The organism is Halomonas sp. IOP_6 (genome assembly GCF_021151565.1).
Lineage (GTDB): Bacteria > Pseudomonadota > Gammaproteobacteria > Pseudomonadales > Halomonadaceae > Vreelandella > Vreelandella alkaliphila.
In genome coordinates, this window is record NZ_JAIRBO010000003.1 from 419,791 (window position 1) to 442,431 (window position 22,641).

The 22,641-nt window shown below is 52.0% G+C and carries 22 protein-coding genes; 7 read left to right on the forward strand and 15 right to left on the reverse strand.

Annotated elements, in window-relative coordinates; all coding sequences use genetic code 11:
* From K7H08_RS08090 to puuE, 9 genes are all read right to left on the reverse strand, one after another.
* On the reverse strand, positions 1–525 hold the full coding sequence (locus tag K7H08_RS08090; RefSeq protein ID WP_038477864.1) for a DUF192 domain-containing protein: 525 nt from the start codon (positions 523–525) through the stop codon (positions 1–3).
* Positions 522–1,727 (reverse strand): ABC transporter ATP-binding protein, encoded by a 1,206-nt coding sequence (locus K7H08_RS08095; RefSeq protein WP_198348916.1) that lies wholly within the window; start codon positions 1,725–1,727, stop codon positions 522–524. Before K7H08_RS08095 ends, K7H08_RS08090 begins: the two co-directional genes overlap by 4 nt.
* Positions 1,720–2,388, reverse strand: coding sequence for a molybdate ABC transporter permease subunit (gene modB / locus K7H08_RS08100; protein WP_038477870.1), 669 nt, complete (start codon positions 2,386–2,388; stop codon positions 1,720–1,722). The genes K7H08_RS08095 and modB overlap by 8 nt, the downstream gene beginning before the upstream one ends.
* Positions 2,388–3,155, reverse strand: a complete 768-nt coding sequence (gene modA / locus K7H08_RS08105) for a molybdate ABC transporter substrate-binding protein (RefSeq protein WP_198348915.1) — start codon at positions 3,153–3,155, stop codon at positions 2,388–2,390. Before modA ends, modB begins: the two co-directional genes overlap by 1 nt.
* Before the next feature lie 3 nt (positions 3,156–3,158).
* The gene (gene pyk, locus K7H08_RS08110) at positions 3,159–4,643 is read right to left on the reverse strand and encodes a pyruvate kinase (RefSeq protein ID WP_038477876.1); all 1,485 of its coding nucleotides are present in this window, start codon (positions 4,641–4,643) and stop codon (positions 3,159–3,161) included.
* Positions 4,644–4,741: 98 nt separating this feature from the next.
* Complete coding sequence (locus K7H08_RS08115) at positions 4,742–5,590, reverse strand: glutathione S-transferase N-terminal domain-containing protein (protein WP_231657660.1); 849 nt, start codon at positions 5,588–5,590, stop codon at positions 4,742–4,744.
* A 92-nt stretch (positions 5,591–5,682) separates the two neighbouring features.
* The gene (locus tag K7H08_RS08120) at positions 5,683–6,174 is read right to left on the reverse strand and encodes an ureidoglycolate lyase (RefSeq protein ID WP_231657661.1); all 492 of its coding nucleotides are present in this window, start codon (positions 6,172–6,174) and stop codon (positions 5,683–5,685) included.
* 112 nt (positions 6,175–6,286) lie between these two features.
* Positions 6,287–7,111 carry a bifunctional allantoicase/(S)-ureidoglycine aminohydrolase gene (locus tag K7H08_RS08125; RefSeq protein WP_038477883.1) on the reverse strand — a complete coding sequence of 275 codons (825 nt, stop codon included), beginning with the start codon at positions 7,109–7,111 and terminating at the stop codon, positions 6,287–6,289.
* 11 nt (positions 7,112–7,122) lie between these two features.
* The gene (puuE, locus tag K7H08_RS08130; protein ID WP_038477885.1) at positions 7,123–8,070 is read right to left on the reverse strand and encodes an allantoinase PuuE; all 948 of its coding nucleotides are present in this window, start codon (positions 8,068–8,070) and stop codon (positions 7,123–7,125) included.
* A gap of 309 nt (positions 8,071–8,379) precedes the next feature.
* Here puuE and K7H08_RS08135 point away from each other — a divergent pair, with 309 nt between their 5' ends.
* The 3 genes from K7H08_RS08135 (at position 8,380) to K7H08_RS08145 (ending at position 12,228) form a co-directional block, all read left to right on the forward strand.
* Positions 8,380–9,135, forward strand: a complete 756-nt coding sequence (locus tag K7H08_RS08135) for an aspartate/glutamate racemase family protein (protein ID WP_038477886.1) — start codon at positions 8,380–8,382, stop codon at positions 9,133–9,135.
* A 218-nt stretch (positions 9,136–9,353) separates the two neighbouring features.
* Positions 9,354–10,724: an NCS1 family transporter gene (locus K7H08_RS08140; RefSeq protein ID WP_095604050.1), complete on the forward strand. Its 1,371-nt coding sequence runs from the start codon at positions 9,354–9,356 to the stop codon at positions 10,722–10,724.
* 67 nt (positions 10,725–10,791) lie between these two features.
* Entirely contained in the window at positions 10,792–12,228 is a 1,437-nt protein-coding gene (locus tag K7H08_RS08145; RefSeq protein ID WP_231657662.1) for an NCS1 family nucleobase:cation symporter-1, read from the forward strand.
* 124 nt (positions 12,229–12,352) lie between these two features.
* On the opposite strand, the gene K7H08_RS08150 is transcribed toward K7H08_RS08145, so the two are convergent.
* The 3 genes from K7H08_RS08150 to uraH all read right to left on the reverse strand — a co-directional run bounded on the left by K7H08_RS08150 (position 12,353) and on the right by uraH (position 14,719).
* Entirely contained in the window at positions 12,353–13,069 is a 717-nt protein-coding gene (locus K7H08_RS08150) for a GntR family transcriptional regulator (RefSeq protein WP_231657663.1), read from the reverse strand.
* A 14-nt stretch (positions 13,070–13,083) separates the two neighbouring features.
* Positions 13,084–14,283: a urate hydroxylase PuuD gene (locus K7H08_RS08155; RefSeq protein ID WP_231657664.1), complete on the reverse strand. Its 1,200-nt coding sequence runs from the start codon at positions 14,281–14,283 to the stop codon at positions 13,084–13,086.
* Between the two features lie 82 nt (positions 14,284–14,365).
* Positions 14,366–14,719, reverse strand: a complete 354-nt coding sequence (gene uraH, locus K7H08_RS08160) for a hydroxyisourate hydrolase (RefSeq protein WP_120386401.1) — start codon at positions 14,717–14,719, stop codon at positions 14,366–14,368.
* A gap of 138 nt (positions 14,720–14,857) precedes the next feature.
* On the opposite strand from uraH, the gene uraD reads away from it, so the two are divergent.
* Positions 14,858–15,400, forward strand: coding sequence for a 2-oxo-4-hydroxy-4-carboxy-5-ureidoimidazoline decarboxylase (gene uraD / locus K7H08_RS08165; protein ID WP_038477902.1), 543 nt, complete (start codon positions 14,858–14,860; stop codon positions 15,398–15,400).
* Between the two features lie 185 nt (positions 15,401–15,585).
* Here the strand turns inward: uraD and K7H08_RS08170 are convergent, their stop codons facing one another.
* The 3 genes from K7H08_RS08170 to K7H08_RS08180 all read right to left on the reverse strand — a co-directional run bounded on the left by K7H08_RS08170 (position 15,586) and on the right by K7H08_RS08180 (position 17,598).
* Positions 15,586–15,942 (reverse strand): phasin family protein, encoded by a 357-nt coding sequence (locus K7H08_RS08170; protein ID WP_038477905.1) that lies wholly within the window; start codon positions 15,940–15,942, stop codon positions 15,586–15,588.
* Positions 15,943–16,122: 180 nt separating this feature from the next.
* The gene (locus K7H08_RS08175) at positions 16,123–16,812 is read right to left on the reverse strand and encodes a glutathione binding-like protein (RefSeq protein ID WP_231657665.1); all 690 of its coding nucleotides are present in this window, start codon (positions 16,810–16,812) and stop codon (positions 16,123–16,125) included.
* Positions 16,813–16,905: 93 nt separating this feature from the next.
* On the reverse strand, positions 16,906–17,598 hold the full coding sequence (locus K7H08_RS08180) for a glutathione S-transferase family protein (RefSeq protein ID WP_120386398.1): 693 nt from the start codon (positions 17,596–17,598) through the stop codon (positions 16,906–16,908).
* Between the two features lie 453 nt (positions 17,599–18,051).
* On the opposite strand from K7H08_RS08180, the gene K7H08_RS08185 reads away from it, so the two are divergent.
* From K7H08_RS08185 to glcE, 3 genes are all read left to right on the forward strand, one after another.
* Positions 18,052–19,743 (forward strand): L-lactate permease, encoded by a 1,692-nt coding sequence (locus K7H08_RS08185; RefSeq protein WP_095604057.1) that lies wholly within the window; start codon positions 18,052–18,054, stop codon positions 19,741–19,743.
* A 236-nt stretch (positions 19,744–19,979) separates the two neighbouring features.
* A complete protein-coding gene (glcD, locus tag K7H08_RS08190; protein WP_198348908.1) occupies positions 19,980–21,479 on the forward strand; it encodes a glycolate oxidase subunit GlcD in 1,500 nt (499 codons plus the stop codon).
* A 51-nt stretch (positions 21,480–21,530) separates the two neighbouring features.
* Positions 21,531–22,631: a glycolate oxidase subunit GlcE gene (glcE, locus tag K7H08_RS08195; RefSeq protein ID WP_231657666.1), complete on the forward strand. Its 1,101-nt coding sequence runs from the start codon at positions 21,531–21,533 to the stop codon at positions 22,629–22,631.
* Positions 22,632–22,641: the final 10 nt, after the last annotated feature.

The window sequence follows — 22,641 nt, forward strand, 5'->3', positions numbered from 1 at the left end:
CTATGCATCAGGGCGGCAAAACCCTGCCAAAGCAGGGACTGATACGCAGTCGCCCACCTGGATACCGCGCTCAGCGAAGTAGCCTGCGTTAACCTCCAGCGCGGCATGGTAAGACGCACCGGCTGGGTAAGCGGGGCACTCACGGGGGGTATCAGACGCACAGGGTTGCATGGTGTTGATCGCCACAATGCGCCCTTCTCCGTTAATAAAAGCAATATCCAACGGGATTAACGTGCGGTACATCCAAAAGGCGTTGCCAGCGGGCTGTTCGCTCTCAAACCGAAATAGCATGCCACGCGCTTCAGGCAGGTGCTCGCGCTCCATTAAGCCGCGCTGTCGCTGAGCGGCGGTCTCGGCCACTTCAACGTCTAATCGATGCGGGCCTTCCTGGCTGTGAATCGCCAGCGGCAATGTCGAGGCTTGGCGAGATTCATCAGCCCAGGCGCTCAACAGCGGCAACGGTAAGCTCGCCGCTAGTGAAACTCCCAAAGACGTCTTCAGTAGCTGACGGCGAGTAACAGTCATGACAAGTTCCTTTTATGATGAGAGGGCATATTAGTAGAAGACTGGCTATTTGAAGACAGGTTATTTGAGGACATATGGCGTGACGACATAGCAACATGTTTTCCTGACATAATATGAATGCCTGCAGCAAGCAGTGACACATATACCTGCTCTCCCAGTGCTAGCTGGTTGCGCCTAGCGGCATGGGTGGCAATATCGAAACGTAGCATATCGCCATGCAAAACACGCAGCGAGATTGAGGTGATACCGCCAAGAACGACCATTTCATGCACAGTAGCGGCCACAGGGTTTTCGCGCTCACCCTGTGAAGGTCGATCACGGCGATGCAGCACAATATCGGAAGGCGGTAAGTACCAGGTTACTCTCTCACCCTGCGGCAGATCAGAAAGGCCTACGGCAACCTCTAAGTAGCGATCCCCCCACTGCAGCCGTTTCTGGCCATTAACACTGGTCACTTCACCCTCGAAAATATTGTGGCGATCTAAAAGCCTTGCCACCAGCGGCGAGGCAGGCCGCCGAAATAGTGCTTCGGGGCTCCCCTGCTGAAGACTTACGCCGTTATGCAGCACGCAGATTTGATCTGCTAGTGCAGTGGCTTCTTCTAAATCGTGGGTAACCAAGATAATGGGAATCGATATTTGCTGACGCAACAGCGCCAGTTCTCGCTGCAACCGGCGCCGGGTCACCTGATCAACAGCTGAGAAGGGTTCATCTAGCAATAATACCTGCGGCTCACGCGCTAAGGCGCGTGCCAGCGCCACGCGTTGGCGCTGGCCGCCAGAAAGTTCGCTGGGAAAGCGCTTTTCCAGCCCCTCCAAACGCACATTGGCAAGCCACTGCTTCGCACGGAGCGTACGTTCAGAGTGGGGAAGATGTCCCAGGGCAAGCTGGACATTCGCTAGTGCAGTAAGATGGGGAAACAGTGCATAATCTTGAAACACTATGCCGATTTTTCGCTGCTGGGGGGTAAGCGAGTAGCGCCGTTCAGTTGCTAACCAAGTGCTGCCCAAACATGCCACATGGCCCTGCTCTGGTTGATATAGGCCAGCGATAGTACGCAGTAACGTGGTTTTGCCACTACCGGACGGGCCCACCAGCGCTAGAAGCTCGCCCGCTGGGCAGCTAAATGCCGCGTCCAGTGGTATCGGACTACGCTGCTTGGCCATTACCTCCAGTCCGCTACCAGTGATCACTTTAGCCACGAACCCACCTGCGCCTGCCTGCAAGCCCGTAGACCAGACCTAGGGTTGTTAACGACACCAATAGCAGCAGCGCTGACATACGTGCGGCCCCCTGCTCATCAAACGCCTGTACCCGATCATAAATAGCAATCGCTAACGTGCGGGTTTCCCCATCAATCGCACCACCGACCATTAAAATCACCCCAAACTCTCCCAATGTATGGGCAAATGTTAATGCGATAGCGGAAAGAATGCCTGGCCATACCAGCGGTAGTTCAATGCGCAAAAAGGTCTGCCAAGGGCTCAGCCCGCTGCACCAAGCCGCTTCACGCAGATTAGTGGGCACATTCTCAAACGCCCGCTGAATAGGCTGAATTGCAAAAGGTAAATTAGCGATTAATGAGGCTAGCAAGATACCGCTAAAAGTGAAGTTGAGCCCGCCCCCTGTGAACGAGGCCCAAACGCTGCCCAAGGGTGCGTCGCGGCCAAATTGCTGTAGCAAATAAAAGCCGAGCACGGTGGGTGGCAACACTAACGGCAACGCCACTAGCGCTTCGCACAGCCCTTTGCCGCGAAAATGTGCGGTAGCCAATGCACGGCCTAACCACACCCCAACGGGCAGCAAAAAGAGGCAGGTCAAGCCTGCTAAGCGCAGCGATACCGAGAGCGCCGTCCAGTCCATCAATCTGTATTAAAACCGTACTGTTGCAAAATAGCCTGCGCGTCTGCTTGCTGAAGCCATGCATAGAAAGCCTGTGCCACCTCTCCTGCCTGAGGTGTAAGTACCATACGTTGACGCAACGGCGTGTGCCACGCTTCGGGAATCAAGACAAACTCACTTCGCTCGCTGAGTGTTGAAGCCAGCACCAAAGAGTTCGCCACTAACCCACCACGGGCATCATCCGACAGGGCAAACTGCAGCGTTTGCGACACATTTTCACCTTGAATACGCAATGGCTCGGTAGTTTCCCACAACCCAGCCTTTTGCAATACCTCTTGGGCAGCAACTCCGTAAGGCGCATGTTCTGGGCTGGCAATCGCGATACGCTGACGCTGCCCCTCCTCAAGTGCGGCAATCGCCTCATGAACACCAGCAAGCGGCGTGTGTGCATCGGGGGGTGGGTACTTTCCTTTAGGCTGCGCCCACGCCAGCCGACCACGGGCATAAATAACGCCCTCGTTATCGACGTGGCCTTCTTGATAAAGCGCTTGTACAAAGGCTTCGTTCGCCGAGAGAAACAACTCAAAGGGGGCTCCTTGAGCAATTTGGCGGCGAAAATTTCCGGAGGAACCAAAATTGAGGCGCAGAGCATGACCCGTTTGCTGAGTAAAGCGTTGCGCAGCCTCTTCCAACGCAAACTGCAGATTAGAAGCAGCCGCAATGATAGGTGCGCCTGCAAACACAGGCGCAGTAACAAACAGTAAACACGTTAATAGCAGGATTCGCATCAATCAGCGCTGCGCTTGCTCAATATGCTGCTCGGTAATTGCCATGATCTTCATGGTGTTGGTGCCGCCATGAGCATTCATATGATCACCTCGAGTCAGTATCACATGATCGCCAAGCTTAACAACACCCTGTTTGACCAGCAGCGTCAGTGCTTCGTCATTCAACTCTGTGGCACTCATAGCTGAGGTATCAAACGGCAGTGATACCACACCACGATAAAGCGCCATACGGCGTTGAGCAATGGGGGTATGGGCAAGTCCTACAATAGGCAAGCCTGAACGAATACGCGAGGCAATTAGCGGCGTATAACCCGAGGAGGTCATACAGGCAATCGCAGTAACGCCTTTCATATGATTGGCAGCATACATTGCCGAAAGTGCAATGGTTTCGTCTGGCCGTGAGAAGCCTTCATGAATACGGTGTCCTGACTCTTGGGCAGTTTTCTCACGTTCGGCGCCTAAGCATACTCGTGCCATAGCCTCAACGGTTTCCAGTGGGTAATCACCTGCAGCCGTTTCGGCGGAAAGCATTACCGCATCACTGCCATCCAGTACTGCGTTGGCAACGTCGAATACCTCTGCGCGGGTAGGCAGCGGCGCAGAAATCATGCTTTCCATCATTTGCGTGGCAGTAATCACAGCGCGGTTAAGCGAACGCGCGCGCTTGATCATGCGCTTCTGCACGCCGACCAACTTGGCATCGCCAATCTCAACCCCTAAATCGCCACGCGCCACCATGACCGCTTCTGATGCTTCAATAATGCCGTCAAGGGTTGCCTCATCCGCTACGGCTTCAGCACGCTCTACCTTGGCAACTAAGCCAATATCTTTACCTGCTTCACCGAGTAGACGGCGCGCCTCTAACATATCTTCCGCATGCCGGGGGAATGAGATAGCAAGGTAGTCGACACCAATTTCAACAGCGGTTTTTAGGTCAACTTTATCTTTCTCGGTCAACGCGGGAGCAGAAAGACCACCGCCCTGCTTGTTAATACCCTTGTGGTTGGAGAGCTTACCGCCCACCACCACGTCGGTGTGTACCTGTTGGCCATCTACTCGTGTGACATCCAGTACCACACGACCATCATCTAGCAGTAGGCGGTCACCGGCCGTCACATCTTGCGCCAAGGTTTTGTAGTCGCAGCCCACCTGGTGCACATCGCCCGCATCACCATCAAGCGCCATATCGAGAATAAACGGCTGGCCCTCTTGAAGAACCACAGCGCCCTCTTTGAAGCGCGCGATGCGAATTTTAGGGCCTTGAAGGTCACCCAGCGCCGCGACACTTCGGCCCAGCTGAGCAGCAATTTCGCGCACGCGCATTAAGCGTCGACGATGATCATCCGCGGTGCCATGAGAGAAATTTAAACGCACCACATCAACACCCGCCGCTAACATGGCTTCTAAGACACCTTCCCGGTCGCTGGCGGGGCCCAGGGTGGCGACAATTTTAGTACGACGGATCGAAGAGAAGTGCAGTGCGTTCATAATTTTCCTAATTATTAATAGAATGAAAATAAAAACTTATATAAGCGTTCATCAGCGTGGGGACGACTACCTCTGGCGCGTCACCATTTACAGGGCAACTACTGTGCCAACGCCTGCTGGATGAACATCTCGCAATGCTGCCGTGCAGGACGGTTTTGCAGCCCCGCCCAGTAATGTTCGAATTCAGGACGGCGTGGCAGGGTTCCAAACTGCATTCCCCATCCAATGTGGGAACCGACATAAACATCGGCGGCGCTAAAAGCATCACCAGCGATGTAGCGGCGTCCATTAACGGCCGCAGCCAGAACGTCAATCACCGTCGCAAAGTCGCCAGAACCTAGCCGCATCCGCTGCTCTGCATTAGGTTGGAAGCCCAAGCTATTAAGCGAGGCAGCAGCTTCTAGCGGCCCAGCAGCGAAGAATAGCCAGCGATAATAGTCACCTCTTGCTGAAAGCGGCGGTGCCAAACCCGCCTCGGGGAAGGCATCGGCAAGATAAGCACAGATAGCGGCAGCCTCTGTGACCACTCGCTCACCGTGGCGAATAGCTGGTACCTTGCCCATCGGATTGATGGCTAAATAGTCTGGCGAATGCATTGTGGACCCGTACTCCAGGACCACTAAGCGATAAGGCACACCAAGCTCTTCAAGCATCCAGTGCACAATGCCTCCCCGCGAAAGGGGATGCGTATAGAAAACCAGTTCATCAGACCGTTCAGCGGCTGGTTCACTGAGCGTTGGGGGAGGTAATTGAGCGCTAGGTGGGAGCACATAGCCTTGGCCTGGTTCACTAACAATCTCGACCCCAACGGCTCTAAGCACAGCAATATCTTTGTAGAGAACACTCAGCGGTATACCTAGCGCTTCAGCCAGATCCGCACCGCTGACTGGATCGTCGTAGTGACGCAGCATTTTGAGTAGTTTTGGCAAACGGTGGGCTTGTGACATGCTGGTCTCCTACGCGCAATGTGCGCTCTATTTTTCTCGTTCAGTCAAAAGCTAACCTGAGCAAGATGACAACCGTATGCTGTTAGCGCAAGTTATTCGCCTAGAGTAACGGTAATATCAAGCGAATACTCATCGCAGTTATTGCCGTCACCTCCCCTATCTACCACTAAAAACTCGCCCTCACGCTCAAGCACCGACTGAATAGCATGCCAAGTGCCTGCCCGATAATTGACGCCCTGACGGCCATCAGTAACGAACGCGCGTACATCTGCAGCGTTAATGGTGTCACCAGGGGGGGCTACCACCACAATAAAGCGCTCTTGATGCAGCGGCATAAAGGCTTGGCTACCCTGAGGGTGGCGCTCTAAAAAGGTTAATTCCAACGGTAACGTAATCGGCTGGCTGACAAAAATATTAATCAGCGCATGGGCGTTGTCGCCTAATGTCTCAACGCCCGCCAGATCATGATGGCGCTGGGTACGACCAGCATTAATGGGAAACGACGCCGACGTACGGGCATCTATCACATCGCCGAAAGGCGCAAACGCCTCAGCTGTTAGCGGTTCGGCTATCAATTTAATCATTATAAAATCCTAAAATAGGCTGCTTCTCCGGATAACAACACAGCGAAGCAGCCAACGCCGGAACTTATATACCAGAACTTATATACCAGAACTTAACCGCCTGAGCTCAATGCTAGAGCTTGAGTGCGGCGTGGCGGTTGACATCTTTGTACAGTAAGTAGCGGAATGGCCCTGGGCCGCCGGCGTAACACGCTTGAGGGCAGAATGCACGAAGCCACATAAAGTCGCCAGCCTCTACCTCAACCCACTGCTGGTTAAGGTGATACACCGCCTTCCCTTCCAACACATAAAGCCCATGCTCCATCACGTGAGTTTCATCAAAAGGAATCACGCCACCTGGCTGAAAAGTCACGATATTGACGTGCATGTCATGGCGCACATCAGCAGGATCAACAAAGCGCGTGGTTGCCCAGCGACCTTCGGTTCCCGGCATTTCGAGGGGAGCAATGTCTTGCTCATTGGTGACAAAAGCCTTCGGTACGTCTAGCCCCTCCACAAACTGATACGCTTTACGCACCCAGTGAAAACGTACGGGAGCAGATGACTCATTGCGCACTTGCCAGTGGCTACCTGGGGGAAGAAACGCATAGCCACCGGGGCGCATCGTGTGGCGCTCACCCGCCAGAGTAAGCGTTAACTCACCTTCCACAATGAACAGTACGCCTTCGGCCTGGGGGTCTAGCTCCGGCTTTTCACTGCCGCCCTCAGGCTGTACTTCCATAATGTATTGAGAGAACGTTTCAGCAAAGCCCGAAAGCGGACGCGCCAGCACCCATAACCGAGTGCCTTCCCAGAAAGGCAAGTTGCTGGTGACGATATCGCGCATCACGCCTTTGGGAATCAACGCATACGCTTCTGTGAACACGGCACGGTCAGCGGTTAGCTGTGTTTGTGGCGGATGCCCCCCCGTAGGGGCGTAGTAAGGAGACTTATTCATTATTTTGCCTTTTAGCGGGTTGGAGCGGGATGATGTTCTGCCCAGTGACGAGCAATATCCACACGGCGTGCTACCCATACGCGATCATGGGCCTCGATATGGTCTAAAAAACGCTGCAGCGCGCGGAAGCGTCCAGGACGCCCTAATAGCCTGCAGTGCATACCAATAGAGAGCATTTTTGGCGAATCATCGCCCTCCGCGTAAAGCACATCAAAGGCGTCACGCAGATAGGTAAAGAAGTGATCCGCGGTATTAAAGCCTTGCGGGGCAGCAAAGCGCATATCATTAGTATCTAAGGTATAGGGCACAACAAGGTGATTATGCTCACTACCCTGACTATCGGTCACAGAGGTCCAGAATGGCAGATCGTCACCGTAATAGTCGCTATCGTAAAGGAAACCGCCTTCGTCTAGCACTAAGCGCCGGGTGTTGGGGCTATCGCGCCCGGTGTACCAGCCTTGTGGCTTCTCACCGTAAAGACGCTGGAAAATCTCCATGGCTTTCTGCATGTGCTCTCGCTCAACGTGCTCGGGCACTTCCTGATAGTGAATCCAGCGGTAGCCGTGACAGGCAATCTCGTGACCTAACTCTTGAAATGCCTGGGCGACATCAGGGTTACGCTCCAGCGCCATGGCAACGCCAAACACCGTGAGAGGCAAATCACGCTTTTCAAATTCACGCAGAATGCGCCACACCCCGGCGCGGGAGCCGTACTCGTAGATAGACTCCATGCTCAAGTGGCGATCCGGATAAGCCGGTGCACCGATGATTTCCGACAGGAACTGTTCGGAGCCTGAGTCGCCGTGAAGGACGCAATTCTCCCCGCCCTCTTCATAATTAAGCACAAACTGAACAGCAATTTTCGCCTTGCCTGGCCAATTAGCATGAGGGGGGGTACGACCATATCCCACCAGATCGCGAGAGTAAGCATTCGATGGTCGATTAGATGAATGAGGCATTCAACGGCTCCTTTTATACGATTGTAGATAGCGGGTTGCAGAGCATTTTATTGAAATTAAAGATCTACAATACAGAAAATAATTGTATACAAAATAGCGACTTTATAGAACAACCGCAATCCAATAACCGCTTAATTAGCTGAGATGGTTAGCATTTTATAGTAGGCAAGTCGCTAACCTGTTGAAAACTGAACATTTGGTCAAGCAATGCTGGTACTTAAACCGCATAAAAAGGCTTGCGATCCACGCAAAACCGCCCTATTTTCGTATACAAGATGCTCAATTTTGTCTACCAGCGAGCGATTCAACATGCATATACGCATTATCAATCCAAACACAACAGCCTCAATGACGGCTGCCATTCATCAAGCCGCCCAGCGGCAGGCAGCGGCATCAACAACGGTTACCGCCACCCAGCCTGATGCGGGACCGGTGTCCATCGAGAGTCATTTTGACGAGGCCATTAGCGCGGTAGGCGTTGCCGAAGAAGTTCTTAAAGGAGAGCGTGAAGGCGGCATCGATGCTTACGTGGTGGCCTGCTTTGGCGATCCTGGTTTACTCGCAGCCCGAGAGTTAACCCGCGCGCCAGTCATCGGCATTGCGGAAGCTGCCTTTCATTTAGCCACGCTGGTCAGCACCCGCTTCTCGATTGTAACGACGTTAGGACGCACTGGTATTATTGCAGAACACTTACTTGAGCAGTATGGGTTCCGCCACCACTGTCGCCGCATACGCGCTGCAGAAATTCCGGTTCTCGATCTTGAACATCACCCTGATGCCGCCTTTACCCGCATTGTCGAAGAGTGCTGCCGCGCCCGCGATGAAGACGGCATTGGTGCCATCGTTTTAGGGTGTGGCGGAATGGCCAATTTAACGGAAGAGATCACCCGCGAGGTTGGCTTACCGGTGATAGAGGGCGTTAGTGCCGCATTAAAGCTTGCAGAATCGTTGGTTAGCCTAGGTCTCCACACCAGCAAACATGGCGACCTGGACTACCCGCGCCCGAAAGCATTTACCGGCAAGTTCTCTGCACTCTCCGACCTTCACCTCCCCTTACCCAGGTAAATATCACTAAAAAACACGTAGTAGCCATGACTTAAAAGAATGACCTTAAAAGCAGATCCTAAAAACAGATCCTAAAAACAGATCTTAAAAACAGATCTTAAAAACAATAACTTCAAAAATAACTGTACTCCCGTTAGCACGCCATGCCGCAAGCATCGCTTGGGCGCGTAATGCGCTCAAGCTGCCAATAACACCGACAATCTTGCGAGGACGGAAACATGAGCAACTCCAACCCTGCTCTTACGTCAGAAGAACCTCCCGTTGCGAACACCGCAATAGCTGACAAAGCCATCGGCGCAGAAAGCCTAGCACCGCAAAGCACGCGAATCATGGGGCGAACGTCCTACTTTTTAGCCTGGTTTGGTGGATGCGTCTCAATTGGTACCTTTGCCATGGGTTCAAGCGTGGTGGGCACCTTAAACCTACTACAGGCAACACTCGCTATAGCGATTGGCTGCTTTGTAATCGGTATTGCGCTGGCAGTTAATGGCGCAGCTGGCTACAAATATGGCATTCCCTTTATGGTGCAGGCGCGTAGCGCCTTTGGCTTTACCGGCACCCGCATTCCTGGCTTGGTAAGGGCTGTGCCAGCGGTGGTGTGGTACGGCTTTCAAAGCTGGATAGGCGCAGGCGCGCTCAATATGGTGTCTGCCACATTGTTCGGTTTCGATAATCTGATTTTCTACTTTATTACCTTCCAATTTTTGCAGATTGGTTTGTCAGTACTGGGCTTTCAGGGGATTAAATGGCTTGAGAATATAGGCAGCGTCTTTATTTTGCTTTCGCTGATGTATATGTTCTACGCCACGGTGCAACGCTACGGCGATGAGCTGTCGGCCAGCATTTTGACCATGGAAGGCTCTTGGGGCTTGCCGTTCTGGAGCGCTACCATGCTGTTTCTGGGCATTTATAGCACCATGATGCTGAATGTTAGCGACTATTCACGAGAGCACAAGAAAGGCACCCGCCAAAGCTTATTAACAACGATCTATGCCATGTCTATTCTGCCCTGTACGCTGTTTATGGGCTTGATTGGCTACATGGTGTCAGAGGCGACAGGCACAGCAGACCCCATTCAGGTATTTGCTAACGCTGTAGACAACACGCCCCTGCTAATGACCACACTGCTATTCATCGCCTTTGCACAGGTAACCACGAATGTACTGAATAATGTGGTGCCCCCCACCTACGTATTAATGGACGTATTCAAACTTAAGTTTCCGGTCGCCACCGTTATTGTAGGCCTACTGGCATTTGCCACTTTCCCATGGAAACTTGTTCAGCCTGAGTCGGCTGCTGGTCTGCAGCTATTCGTACAAACGTACTCTGCGTTTCTTGGGCCTATCTTTGCCATTCTAGTCGTCGATTACTACATCATCCGCCGTCGCACACTGGACATTAGTAAACTATACGACCCTTCTGGCCCCTATCAAGGCGTCAACAAAGCCGCCTTAATTGCCACGGTAGTCGGCATTGTGGCCGCGCTGACATTCTCTTCGATCTCATGGTACGCCAGCCTTATTCCTGCCGGGTTGACCTATTACCTACTGATGAAGCATTGGCCTGCCTGCCAACGTTTTACCCAGTAACCATGATGCGTGTCTGCCTGCTAGCTGTGCGTGGCAGGCAAACGTTTCCGACAAGAGAGCGTTAACCATGAATAAGCAGCCGTCCAATAGTGATCTCGATATAAAGCAAATTGATCCCACTCTTTACAATGAAGACCTTGCGCCCTTAAAGCCCCAAGACCGTAACTGGGGCGCGTTTGAAATCTTCAACGTGTGGTCGAATGATATTCAAAGCCTGTTTGGCTACACCTTAGCGGCATCGCTGTTTCTGTCCTACGGCCTGAATGGTTGGGCAGTGATGGCAGCCATCATTCTTGCCGGTGTCATTGTCATGTTCCTGGTCAACCTAACCGGCAAACCAAGCGTCAAATACGGCATCCCTTTTCCTGTTATGGTTCGCGCCAGCATGGGAGTACGGGGGGCTAACCTGCCAGCGTTGCTACGCGCAATCGTTGGTATTTTTTGGTACGGCGTACAGACTTACTTTGCCTCAACGGCTGTGGCGCTGCTCATCACAGCCCTGTTTGGGGCTGGCAATGGCAGCACTTTCCTGGGCCTTTCTGGGGTCGCTTGGTTGTCTTTCGTGATTGTTTGGTTATTTCAAATCGCCATTTTCTGGCAGGGCATTGAGCGCATCAAACACTTTCTAAACTGGGCTGGGCCGCTGGTTTATGTGGTGATGGTCGTACTGATGATCATTGTATGGTTCCAGGCCGGAAGTGAACTGCTACCCGCAGTGAGCACTATTTTTAGCGGTAGCGGTGAGCAAAGTGGCAGTAGTCTTGGGGCGTTTCTAGCAATTGTTGGCACCATGGTGGCCTACTTTGCAGCGGTAGTGATTAACTTTGGCGATTTCACTCGCTTTGTCAAAACCGAGCGCCAAATGAAACTTGGCAACTTGCTGGGCTTGCCACTAAACGTCGCCTTTTTCTCGTTTATTGCGCTAATCATTACGGCTGGCACATTGGTACTGTTTGGGGATGCGCTGACCAATCCCGCCGACATTGTTGAGCGTGTTGATTCACTACCATTGACCATTGTGGCTGCCCTCACCTTCTTCGCGGCCACCGTAGGCATCAACTTGGTCGCTAACTTTATTCCACCGGCTTACGACTTGGCCAACCTGTTTCCCAGCAAAATCAGTTTTAAGATGGGTGGCTTGATTACCGCAGTGATTGCTTTCTTTGTCGGTGCGCTATGGATTTCAGTGATCAGCCAAATTGGCGTACCCGGCTTCGTTAACGCCTTAGGTGCCATAGTAGCGCCGTTTTACGGCATCATTGTGGTGGATTACTACCTGATCAAACGCCAACACCTCAATATGCAAGAGCTATTCTCCTCAGCGCCCAGCAGCGCCTACTACTACGTTAATGGCTGGAATAGCCGCGCCTTGATTGCTTTCGGCGGTGCAGCGTTATTCTCGCTCTCTACGGTCATCGTGCCTGCGTTCGAAAGCCTTGGCGGCTTTGGTTGGCTGATTGGCGCAGGGTTAGGTGGGCTGTTCTATTATGGTTTAATGCGCTAGTTTAAGGCCGTCCCAGCACCTGCGGTGTAAGCACTCACACAGCATTAAACTTCCTACCTCCACAAAAAAGCCCAGGCCTAAAGGCCTGGGCTTTTCACTGCTTATATTTCACTACTTAACCTGCTTAACCACCAAAAATCTGCTGCAGGTCTGGCACATTCTCTTCTTCTTCAACCATCGAAAGTGAGGCTTCAATCGCTTTGAGATGGCGGCTCATAAACGCTTTCGCACGCTCGCCATTGCCTGCTTCCAGATAGCCGATCAAATCATCGTGATCGTGGGATTCGCAGCCTAAGTGGCCACGATGACCGTAAACCGCCAGAATCAACGACGAGCGTGAGCACAGACGCTCAACAAACTCAGCAAGCGTTGCGTTACCCGAAAGCTGGGCAAGGCGCACGTGAAAGTCAGCAGACAGGCGGATAGCGATGCTCTGTTGGCCATTGCGCAGCGCTTGACGCTCCTGACGAGCCATTTCCCGTAGTTCAGCGGCTTCTTTCTCTCCAACCCGCCTTGCCACATCAGGCATCAGCCCACACTCAATCATCTGGCGTGCGTCGAACACATCCTTGGCCTCTTCGGCGGTAGGCCGTGTTACGCTGGCTCCCCGACGTGGTGTGAGCGTTACCAACTGTTCTAATGCTAAGCGCTGCAAGATTTTACGAATACCGGTACGGCTGATACCAAAGACGTCTGACAAGGCGTCTTCGCGCAGCCGAGCCCCCGGTTTTAGCCGCTGCTCTACAATGGCATCGCTAACCGCGCGATAGATTGACTCGTGACGCTCCTCGCCTTCTTTTTCTGCGGGTCTTTGCTTTAACGCCGCCTGCGCATCACTCATAGGATCTCCTTTAATCACTCCTCCCACGCGGCAATAATATCGCGCTCTTCATCACTCATGTTGGTGATGTTGCCAAGTGGCATATATCGACTCGCGACAACTTGCTTAATTTGCGCTTGATGTCCCAGGATTTCATCCCAAGTATCAAACGCGTAGCCTGCAGGCGGCGCTGAAAAACCGGCATGCTCAGGGTTGCGAGCATGGCATTGACTACAATGCTGATCAATTAACCCTGAAATTTGGGCTTGGCTGGGCGCACCAGACGCGCTCACATTACCAGCACCTGGGCTCGGTGCGGCTACCCAAAACGCTAATAGAATAAGCCCTATCCCAACCGCAGGATAGGCTGGCTGCGTTTTTCCTGCGTGCATTAATACAAAGAATTGCCTGATAAGGGCACCGGCAAAAATAAACAGTACCATGACCACCCAGGAAAGCTCATGGGAGTAGATGAAAGAGTAGTGGTTACTCACCATCAACAGTACTACCGGCAACGTAAAGTAGGTGTTATGTACCGAACGCTGCTTGCCCCGTTTACCATCCAATGGATTAGGCGCTTCGCCTGCCTTCATGGCTTTCACCATGCGGCGCTGGCCGGGAATAATCCAAAAGAACACGTTAGCTGACATGGCGGTGGCCATCACAGCCCCGGTTAATAGGAAGGCGGCACGCCCTGTGAACATCTGGGTGCTTAAATAGGCGACCACTATCATCATCACCGCAACGGCAACGCTGAGAAGACCGTCGCGGTCCATGTTAGGGCTTATGCGTTTACAGAGTTCGTTATAAGCCACCCAACCGCCGAGCAAGAAGGCCAGCGCCAGTAGATTGGCCTGCCAGCCTGTCATACTCGCCGCCCACGCCCAGTTGCTGTTGGGGTTAACTAGATAGAAGCCCGGGTTTGCCATATAGAGAATAACGAACAAGGCAAAACCCGATAGCCATGTCGTATAGGCTTTCCAGAACGACCAATGAAGGTCATTCGGCAGCTTGGCAGGCGCAGTAGCATACTTTTGATTATGGTAGAAACCACCGCCATGCACGGCCCACATCTCTCCAAAAACGCCTTTTTCACGATCTTCGGCTGCTTTCGGCGTTCTTAAGCCATTATCCAACATGACAAAATAGATCGACTCACCGATCCAGGCTATGGCTGCTATAACGTGCAACCAGCGTAACAATAAGTTAGCAAAATCAATAATATATGCTTGCATAAACAAGTCCTAGCAGGTTTACCTGGTAACTCAGCGAGCGAATGTCAGGCTAGGCAAAAAGCGGCAAAAAAATAGCCAAGCTCTAGCTACCGCGATAGGTAGAGTAACTATAAGGGGATAGCAGTAACGGCACATGGTAGTGCTGGCTGGCATCTGCAACGCCAAAACGTAAAGGAATCACGTCCAAAAAGCGCGGCTCTTGAGAGGCGATGCCTTGGGCGCGCAAGTAGTCACCCGCGTAGAAAACCAGCTCGTACTCGCCTACCGTGAGGGCATCACCCTCTAAGATAGGCGCATCACAACGACCGTCGCTGTTGGTAATCACACTGCACAAGTGTTCGCGCGTGGTGCCTGCTAGGCGGAACACGTCAATGGTAATCCCCTGGCCGGGCTGTCCTTTAGCGGTATCGAGTACGTGAGTCGTTAACCGTCCCATAGCAACTCCTTAATAATCACAGTTGTTGTTTACTGTTGTTGATAACAGCTGACCGACTTAACCTATCGGTCAAAGAGTACCGTTGATACCATTTATTGTATACAGTATTCCCATTATTAAACATACTGGAGAAATTTAGTGGCTACCTCAACATCACTGACCCTTTCGCCCGCTCCTAGTACATGCAGCTTAGAAAGCTTTACCCAACATTACGGCGATGTATATGAGCACTCTCCCTGGGTGGCGGAAGCGGCCTGGAAGGAAGGGTTAAGCAATGCGCATGACGCACCTGACGCGCTAGCTGACCTGATGGGACTTATGCTGCAGCGGGCAACACCTGAACAGCAAATCGCTGTTATTCAGGCCCACCCTGACTTAGCAGGCAAAGCGGCGATGTCGGGTGAGCTGACCCAAGACTCTACACGCGAGCAAGCAGGCGCTGGGCTAGATCAATGTACGCCTGAAGAGTTTGCCCGCTTCGAACAACTTAACGCTGCTTACAAAGAAAAATTTGGCTTCCCCTTCGTCATTGCGGTGAAGGGGCTTGATCGCCACGCCATTTTGGCGGCGTTTGAAGCACGCTTACACAATGGTTTAGCTGAAGAGCGTGAAACAGCAATTAAGGAGATCATTCGTATCGCCCGCTTCAGGCTGAACGTACGGGCTGAACAGCCGTTGTAACGGGCATATCACCACGCAAAGCCCACCGCATGCAGCCACTCTTTTTTGCTTGCAGAAATAACATCTTACAACGCGTTAAAATGCATATAGACAAAAAAATGCCGCACCTGACGGTGCGGCATTTGATCTATCGATTAATAGCGTCTGATCTTTCATTATCAGTCACTTATCTAATGCAAAATAGATTACTGCTTAGCGGTTTCCACTGCTTTCTTAGTGGTCTCTTCCGCCATTTTCTGACTCTCTTGCATAAAGTTTTGGCTAATCGAGGTGACTTTTTCAGAGTCTCCTTTCATACGCTCCATTAGGTCAGAAGCTGTTTTTTGCTGACTTTCCATAGCTTTTTTAAAGCTGTCGGCATCTTTAACGTCTAACCATGTGCGTGCCTGAGCAACCGTCATATCAGAGTATGCACGTGCTGCATCCATTTGCGCGCTGACGACTTGCTGATAATAATCAAGCGCTGCCAGGGTATAAGAACGCATTGGCGATACAAAGACAGACTCAAACTGCTGGGTGGATTTCTCTGCGGCCTTGTTCATCACATAATCTCCTTAAGTGAGCTAGCGATTCGACACGCATCGATAAGCGGTCGATGATCAGGCGGTTGCCTTTACTAACAACAAAGCTAGCAGTGCCTTTTGTGCAGCGCAACATTATTTTTTAATAACATTGCTGCTAGCGACTGAAGGCGGCAACCTCATCAACCAATCAGTGACAACTTAGCGATTGCCAAACAAGTATTTACGTGCCTGCTCATCTATTTCTCCCCCCGCCTGTGGATTGACGTCTTCGATCAAAGAATAAGCTTTTCGAACAGCTGGGCGCTGTGCTACTTCATCAAACCAACGCTCTAGGTCAGGAAACTCCTCTAACGTTTGGCACTGCTTTTCCCATGGCACAATCCATGGATAAATCGCCATATCAGCAATGGAGTAACGATCACCACCCACATAATGCTGCTGAGATAGTCGTTGATCTAGCACGCTGTACAAGCGATACGTCTCGCGAACGTAACGCCCGATAGCATATTCGATTTTCTGCGGTGCATAGTGGCAAAAATGGTGGTTTTGACCCGCCATCGGCCCCAACCCGCCCACTTGCCAATGAAGCCATTGCAGCACAACATAACGCTCTCGCCCTTCAGCGGGCAGAAATTGTCCGCACTTATCAGCTAGGTATTCCAAAATAGCCCCTGACTCAAACAGTGCCAGGGGCTGACCACCGTCTTGAGGTGCATGGTCAACAATAGCGGGAATACGATTATTCGGCGCAATGGTTAAGAATTCAGGGTCAAACTGCTCGCCAAGCCCTATGTTGATAGGTTTTACTCGGTAAAGAAGTTTTGCTTCTTCAAGCATGATGGAGATTTTGTGGCCATTGGAAGTTGTCCAGTAATACAGATCAATCATTGCCATCTCCTCTCACACATACGACATAAGCCGTTTGTGTGGCTTTCCTCGTACATACGATGGATACAGGCGGCATTATTGCCGCCTGACACATTATAGATCACGAATAGTAATGGCCTTACCCGCGACCGCTTCGTGCACCTCCAGCATACGCTTAAACCACTCATCAACCGGATCATTAGCGTCAACTAATGGCTCAAGTGACACTGTATATGCCCACATCATGCTGCCAAATAGGAGGTAATCTGCTCCACTGGGTGCTTCGCCATCTAAAAATGGGCTACTGCGAAGCTGATCACGCACAGGAGCCAACATTTTTTTCAGCTGTGCTCGCCCCTGCTCTGGATTATTGACGTCCTCTAAACGCATACCAAAACGGGCTTCGCGGGTCTCTCTGAAATAGGCACGGTCGTCAGGATGTATGGCCGCTAATAAATCCAGCGCGACCGTTCGAAAAAGTGCCGGAGTCACGCTACGCTCAATATAGAGCTTAAAAAAGTGGACTCGCTGATAGCTCACTCCTTCTCCCAATACTGGATTGGCAGGATAGGCCTTATCTAAGTAGCGCATGATTTCGAAGCTATCAGTGACAACCGTGTCACCATCGGTTAACACCGGCACTTTGTCGTAGTCGGCAAAGGCAAGTGCCTCTTTATCAAGAAAACGCCAAGGAACAGTCGTATATTCCAACCCTTTGTGTGCCAGTGCCATACGAACGCGCCAGCAATAGGGAGAAAAGCGTAAGCGCTCATCGCGCCCGCATAAGTCATAAAGAGTTATTGCCACTGTGACGGCCTCCTTGTAATTAGAAACGTGGTTAAAACCAAACACACGCTGACAACAATGGGCTCAAGCCACCAAGGACGCAAGTAACGGGTTTTACTTGTTCTGAACCTACCCCAAAGGTCTTCATATCAGCTAAGTAAGCAAGCGACTTTTTCTCCATTCACTTGCCCTGTACTGCCCTCTTAGATGGAAACTGTACTGTCTATTAGTCTAATGGGTTGCAGGTAGCCCTACTGCATTGTGGAAATTGAAAAGCAAATAAAAACAATTCGTTAAATTTAAAAGAGTGGTTCAAAGCCTATACATACAATCGCCCTTAATTGGTAAGACCAATTATCCAATATAGCCATTTTTTCTACCTAACCGTATCTTTCGCACTGATCCAACCAGCATTGCCACGACCGCTGGCATCTGCCGAGCACACCAAATCAATAACAAGGGGCCATTCCTAAAATGAATGAAACTACACTTGCACTTCTGGCATTTCTGCCGCTGCTGCTTGCCGGTATTTTGCTCATTGGTTTTAAAATACCCGCAAAAATAGCGATGCCGATTGTTTTCCTGACCGCAGCCGTCATTGGTCTGACCGCTTGGGATATGTCGTTTAGCCGCGTTGCCGCGTCTACCATTCAAGGGCTGATTCAAACAGCAGGCCTTTTATGGATAATTTTTGGCGCCATCTTGCTGCTAAATACGCTTAAGCATTCTGGCGGCATCACTGCGATTCGTAACGGTTTTTCAGGCATTAGCCCTGACCGTCGCGTTCAGGCGCTAATTGTTGCTTGGTTATTCGGCTGCTTCATTGAAGGGGCTTCTGGCTTTGGTACGCCCGCAGCAGTCGCTGCACCGCTCATGGTAGCGCTTGGCTTCCCTGCACTGGCAGCCGTTGTTGTCGGCATGATGATTCAGTCCACTCCGGTCTCTTTTGGCGCCGTTGGCACCCCAGTTGTAGTGGGTGTCGGTAGCGGGCTTGATCGCGCTGGCATCACAGCCCAGTTGGAAGCTAGCGGCTCTACATGGGACGTTTTTTTCCAGCAAATTACTAGCTCTGTGGCCATCACGCACGGCATCGTAGGCATATTGATGCCTCTGATTTTGGTATTGATCATGGTGCGCTTCTTCGGTGCGAATCGCTCCTGGAAAGAAGGCCTATCCATTGCACCCTTTGCAATCTTTACTGGTATTTCGTTCGTCGTACCTTACATGCTGGTCGGCGTTTTCTTAGGCCCAGAATTCCCATCAATGATTGGTGCTATGGTGGGCTTAGCGATTGTAGTACCCGCTGCTCGCAAAGGCTTCTTGCTACCGAAAGACACATGGGACTTTCCTGAATCAACGTCTTGGCCAGATGAATGGATCGGCAACCTGCAGATCAAATTGGATGACGTTGTTGGTAAAGCGCCAATGTCGACCTTCAAGGGCTGGATTCCTTACGTCCTACTCGCGGTATTCTTGGTTGCTTCACGCACCGTTGAACCGCTGAAAGCTGCCTTGACCTCCGTTAACCTGAGCTGGAACAACATTCTAGGCGAAGCCGGTGTCAGCGGCGGTGTACAGCCGCTGTATTTGCCAGGCGGCATTATTATCGCGGTGGTCATCGTCACCTACTTCTTGCACCGCATGAACCCGCAGAAAATTAGCGCTGCCGTGTCTGAATCCACTAAAACCATCTTCGGTGCTGGCTTTGTCTTGATCTTCACCGTTCCCATGGTACGCATCCTGATTAACTCTGGCGTGAATGGTGCTGACCTTGTGTCAATGCCCGTCATGATGGCCCAGGCGGTAGCTAACAGCGTGGGGGGCATTTATCCCTTCTTTGCACCTGCGGTTGGGGCTATGGGTGCCTTTATTGCCGGTTCCAATACCGTTTCTAATCTGATGCTAGCGGAATTCCAGTTTAGCGTTGCCGAAACACTTGGGTTGTCTACGGCGATGATGGTCGCGCTGCAAGCCGTTGGTGCCGCAGCGGGTAACATGATTGCGATTCACAATGTTGTCGCCGCATCAGCGACGGTTGGCCTACTGGGTCGCGAAGGTACAACGATTCGTAAAACAATTATTCCCACGATCTACTATCTGATCTTTACTGGGATCATTGCGCTTATTGCTTTCTATGTGATTGGCATTACCGATCCACTGATGTGACGGGAAAACGTTAATCAAGAGTGAGTCATTCCTGCTGGGTAGCCTAAGGGCAACCCAGCAGCCTCTTCACGAGGGACCACTACCTGGCAACCTCAGCAGAAACAGTAAATCATTAACACGTTATTAGAATTTTCACTGTATGCAAAAGTTTTCCAGCACCGAATTAGTTATTTATGGAAAGATTTTCCATAAAGTGATTAGATAATTTTCTGCTCTCCTCACCCACAGGAGCTAACATGAACATTCTTTTCGATGAACGCCTCGACGGCGAATTCATTCACCGCGATAAAGCAGATGTTTTAGATGATCTGCAAAACGCAGTGCCGTCTTTGACGCTGCTGCACCGTGAAGAGGACTTACATCCCTTTGAGTGCGACGGCCTTGCCGCTTATCGCATCATGCCGATGCTGGTTGCATTACCCGAGACTCTGGAACAGGTAGAAGGCCTTCTAAAACGCTGCCATGCCCTGGGTGTTCCGGTCGTTACTCGTGGTGCAGGCACGGGGCTTTCAGGCGGTGCTTTACCGCTTGAACGAGGCGTCCTGCTAGTGATGTCGCGCTTCAACACGATTATTAATGTTGACCCAGATGCTCGCATTGCACGTGTACAGCCAGGCGTGCGCAACTTAGCTATTTCTGAAGCTGCTGCCCCTTACGGGCTTTATTATGCACCCGACCCATCGTCACAGATTGCTTGCTCGATTGGTGGCAACGTGGCGGAAAATGCGGGTGGCGTGCACTGCCTCAAGTATGGTCTCACCGTTCATAACGTGATGCGTGTTGATGTCATGACGATTGAAGGCGAGCGTATGACGCTGGGATCCGAAGCCCTGGATGCACCTGGCTTTGACCTCCTCGCGCTGATGAATGGCTCTGAAGGCATGTTGGGTGTGGTCACTGAAATCACCGTAAAGCTGCTGCCCAAACCTGAAACCGCCAAGGTACTCATGGCCAGCTTTGACGACGTAGAGAAAGCGGGCCGTGCTGTTGGCGATATTATTGCCGCTGGGATCATTCCTGGCGGGTTAGAAATGATGGATAAGCTGGCAATCAAGGCTGCTGAAGATTTCATCAAGGCAGGTTACCCCGTTGAAGCAGAAGCCATTCTTCTGTGTGAGCTAGATGGCGTTGAAGCCGATGTGGACGACGATTGCCAAACCGTTCGCCGAGTCTTAGAAAAAGCGGGGGCGACCGACATTCAACAGGCTCGCGATGAGGCTGAGCGGGCCAAATTCTGGGCAGGGCGAAAAAATGCCTTCCCCGCGGTGGGGCGCATGTCGCCTGACTACTACTGTATGGATGGCACCATCCCTCGCCGCGAACTCCCTCGCGTCCTCAAAGGTATTGCCGCCCTGTCGGAAGAGAGTGGCTTGGCGATTGCCAACGTCTTCCATGCCGGTGACGGCAATATGCACCCGCTGATTCTATTTGATGCCAATAAAGAGGGAGAGCTGGCTCTTGCAGAGGACGTCGGCGGAAAAATTCTGGAGCTATGCGTCGCGGCGGGCGGCTCTATCACTGGCGAACACGGTGTCGGCCGCGAAAAAATCAATCAGATGTGCAGTCAGTTTCAACCCGATGAACTAACGGTATTCCATGCCTTGAAAGCCGCTTTTGACCCACAGCGCTTACTCAACCCAGGGAAAAATATTCCTACCCTGGCGCGCTGTGCTGAGTTTGGCGCGATGCATGTGCACAACAACGAACTACCGCATCCGGAACTACCACGCTTCTGATGCGACTCCTAGTCGACTAACCACTAGGAAGCATAATGATTAGGAATCACCATGACTGAACTAGCGATACATGCTGCCGATCAAGATATCGCTGACGACCTGTGCGAACAGGTGCGCAGCGCCTATGCCAACCGCACGCCACTGCGCATAGTAGGTGGCGATACCCGCGCTTTTTACGGCCGACCGGTAGAAGGCAACGCCTTAAATATGTCGCCCCATAGCGGCATTGTCTCCTATGACCCGGTAGAGCTTGTGATTACTGTTCGTGCCGGTACGCGGTTAAGCGCACTCAACGCAGCTCTAGCCGAAGAAAATCAAATGCTGGCCTTTGAACCACCCGCGTTCAGCGATGCCAGCACCATTGGCGGTGCCGTTGCCACCGGCATGTCCGGTCCACGCCGCCCATGGGCTGGCGCAGCGAGGGATTTTGTCTTGGGCACACGCGTGATCACCCAAGAAGGAAAGTTGTTGCGTTTTGGCGGTGAAGTCATGAAAAACGTCGCCGGATACGACCTCTCACGCTTAATGGCAGGTGCTCAAGGGACGCTAGGCGTGCTAGCTGATATCTCGTTTAAAGTTCTGCCTATTCCTACTGCCACTCACAGCCTACGCCTGAGCATGAGCCTTGAAGATGCCTTGGGTAAGCTCGCCGAACTAGGACGACAGCCGCTGCCCATTACCGCAGCCGGATGGCACGCAGGCGAGCTATTTATTCGCTTAGAAGGCGGTGTAAGTTCCGTTAATGCGACCAAGGAACGCTTGGGCGGCGAATCACTTTCCAGCGATTTCTGGCAGCAACTGCGCGACCATCAGCATCCTTTTTTCAGTCTGAATGAAGGGCAAGCACTGTGGCGCTTATCATTACCCCCCAATACGCCGCCGCTAGCCTTGGATATCCCCCAAAGCGATATCTTCTATGACTGGGGTGGCAGCCAGCGGTGGATAAAAACCAGCGCGGCGGCTGATACGTTGCGCACGGTTTGCCAGCAGGCAGGTGGTCATGCCACTTGCTTTACCCCCTATGCCCAAGGCGGAGCAGAGTCACCGTTCACCCCGCTCAACCCCGTGGTCGAAAAGTATCATCGCAACCTGAAGGCCGAGTTGGATGCCTATGGCATTTTCAACTCAGGCCGTCTTTATGCGGCGTTTTAATCAGGAGAGT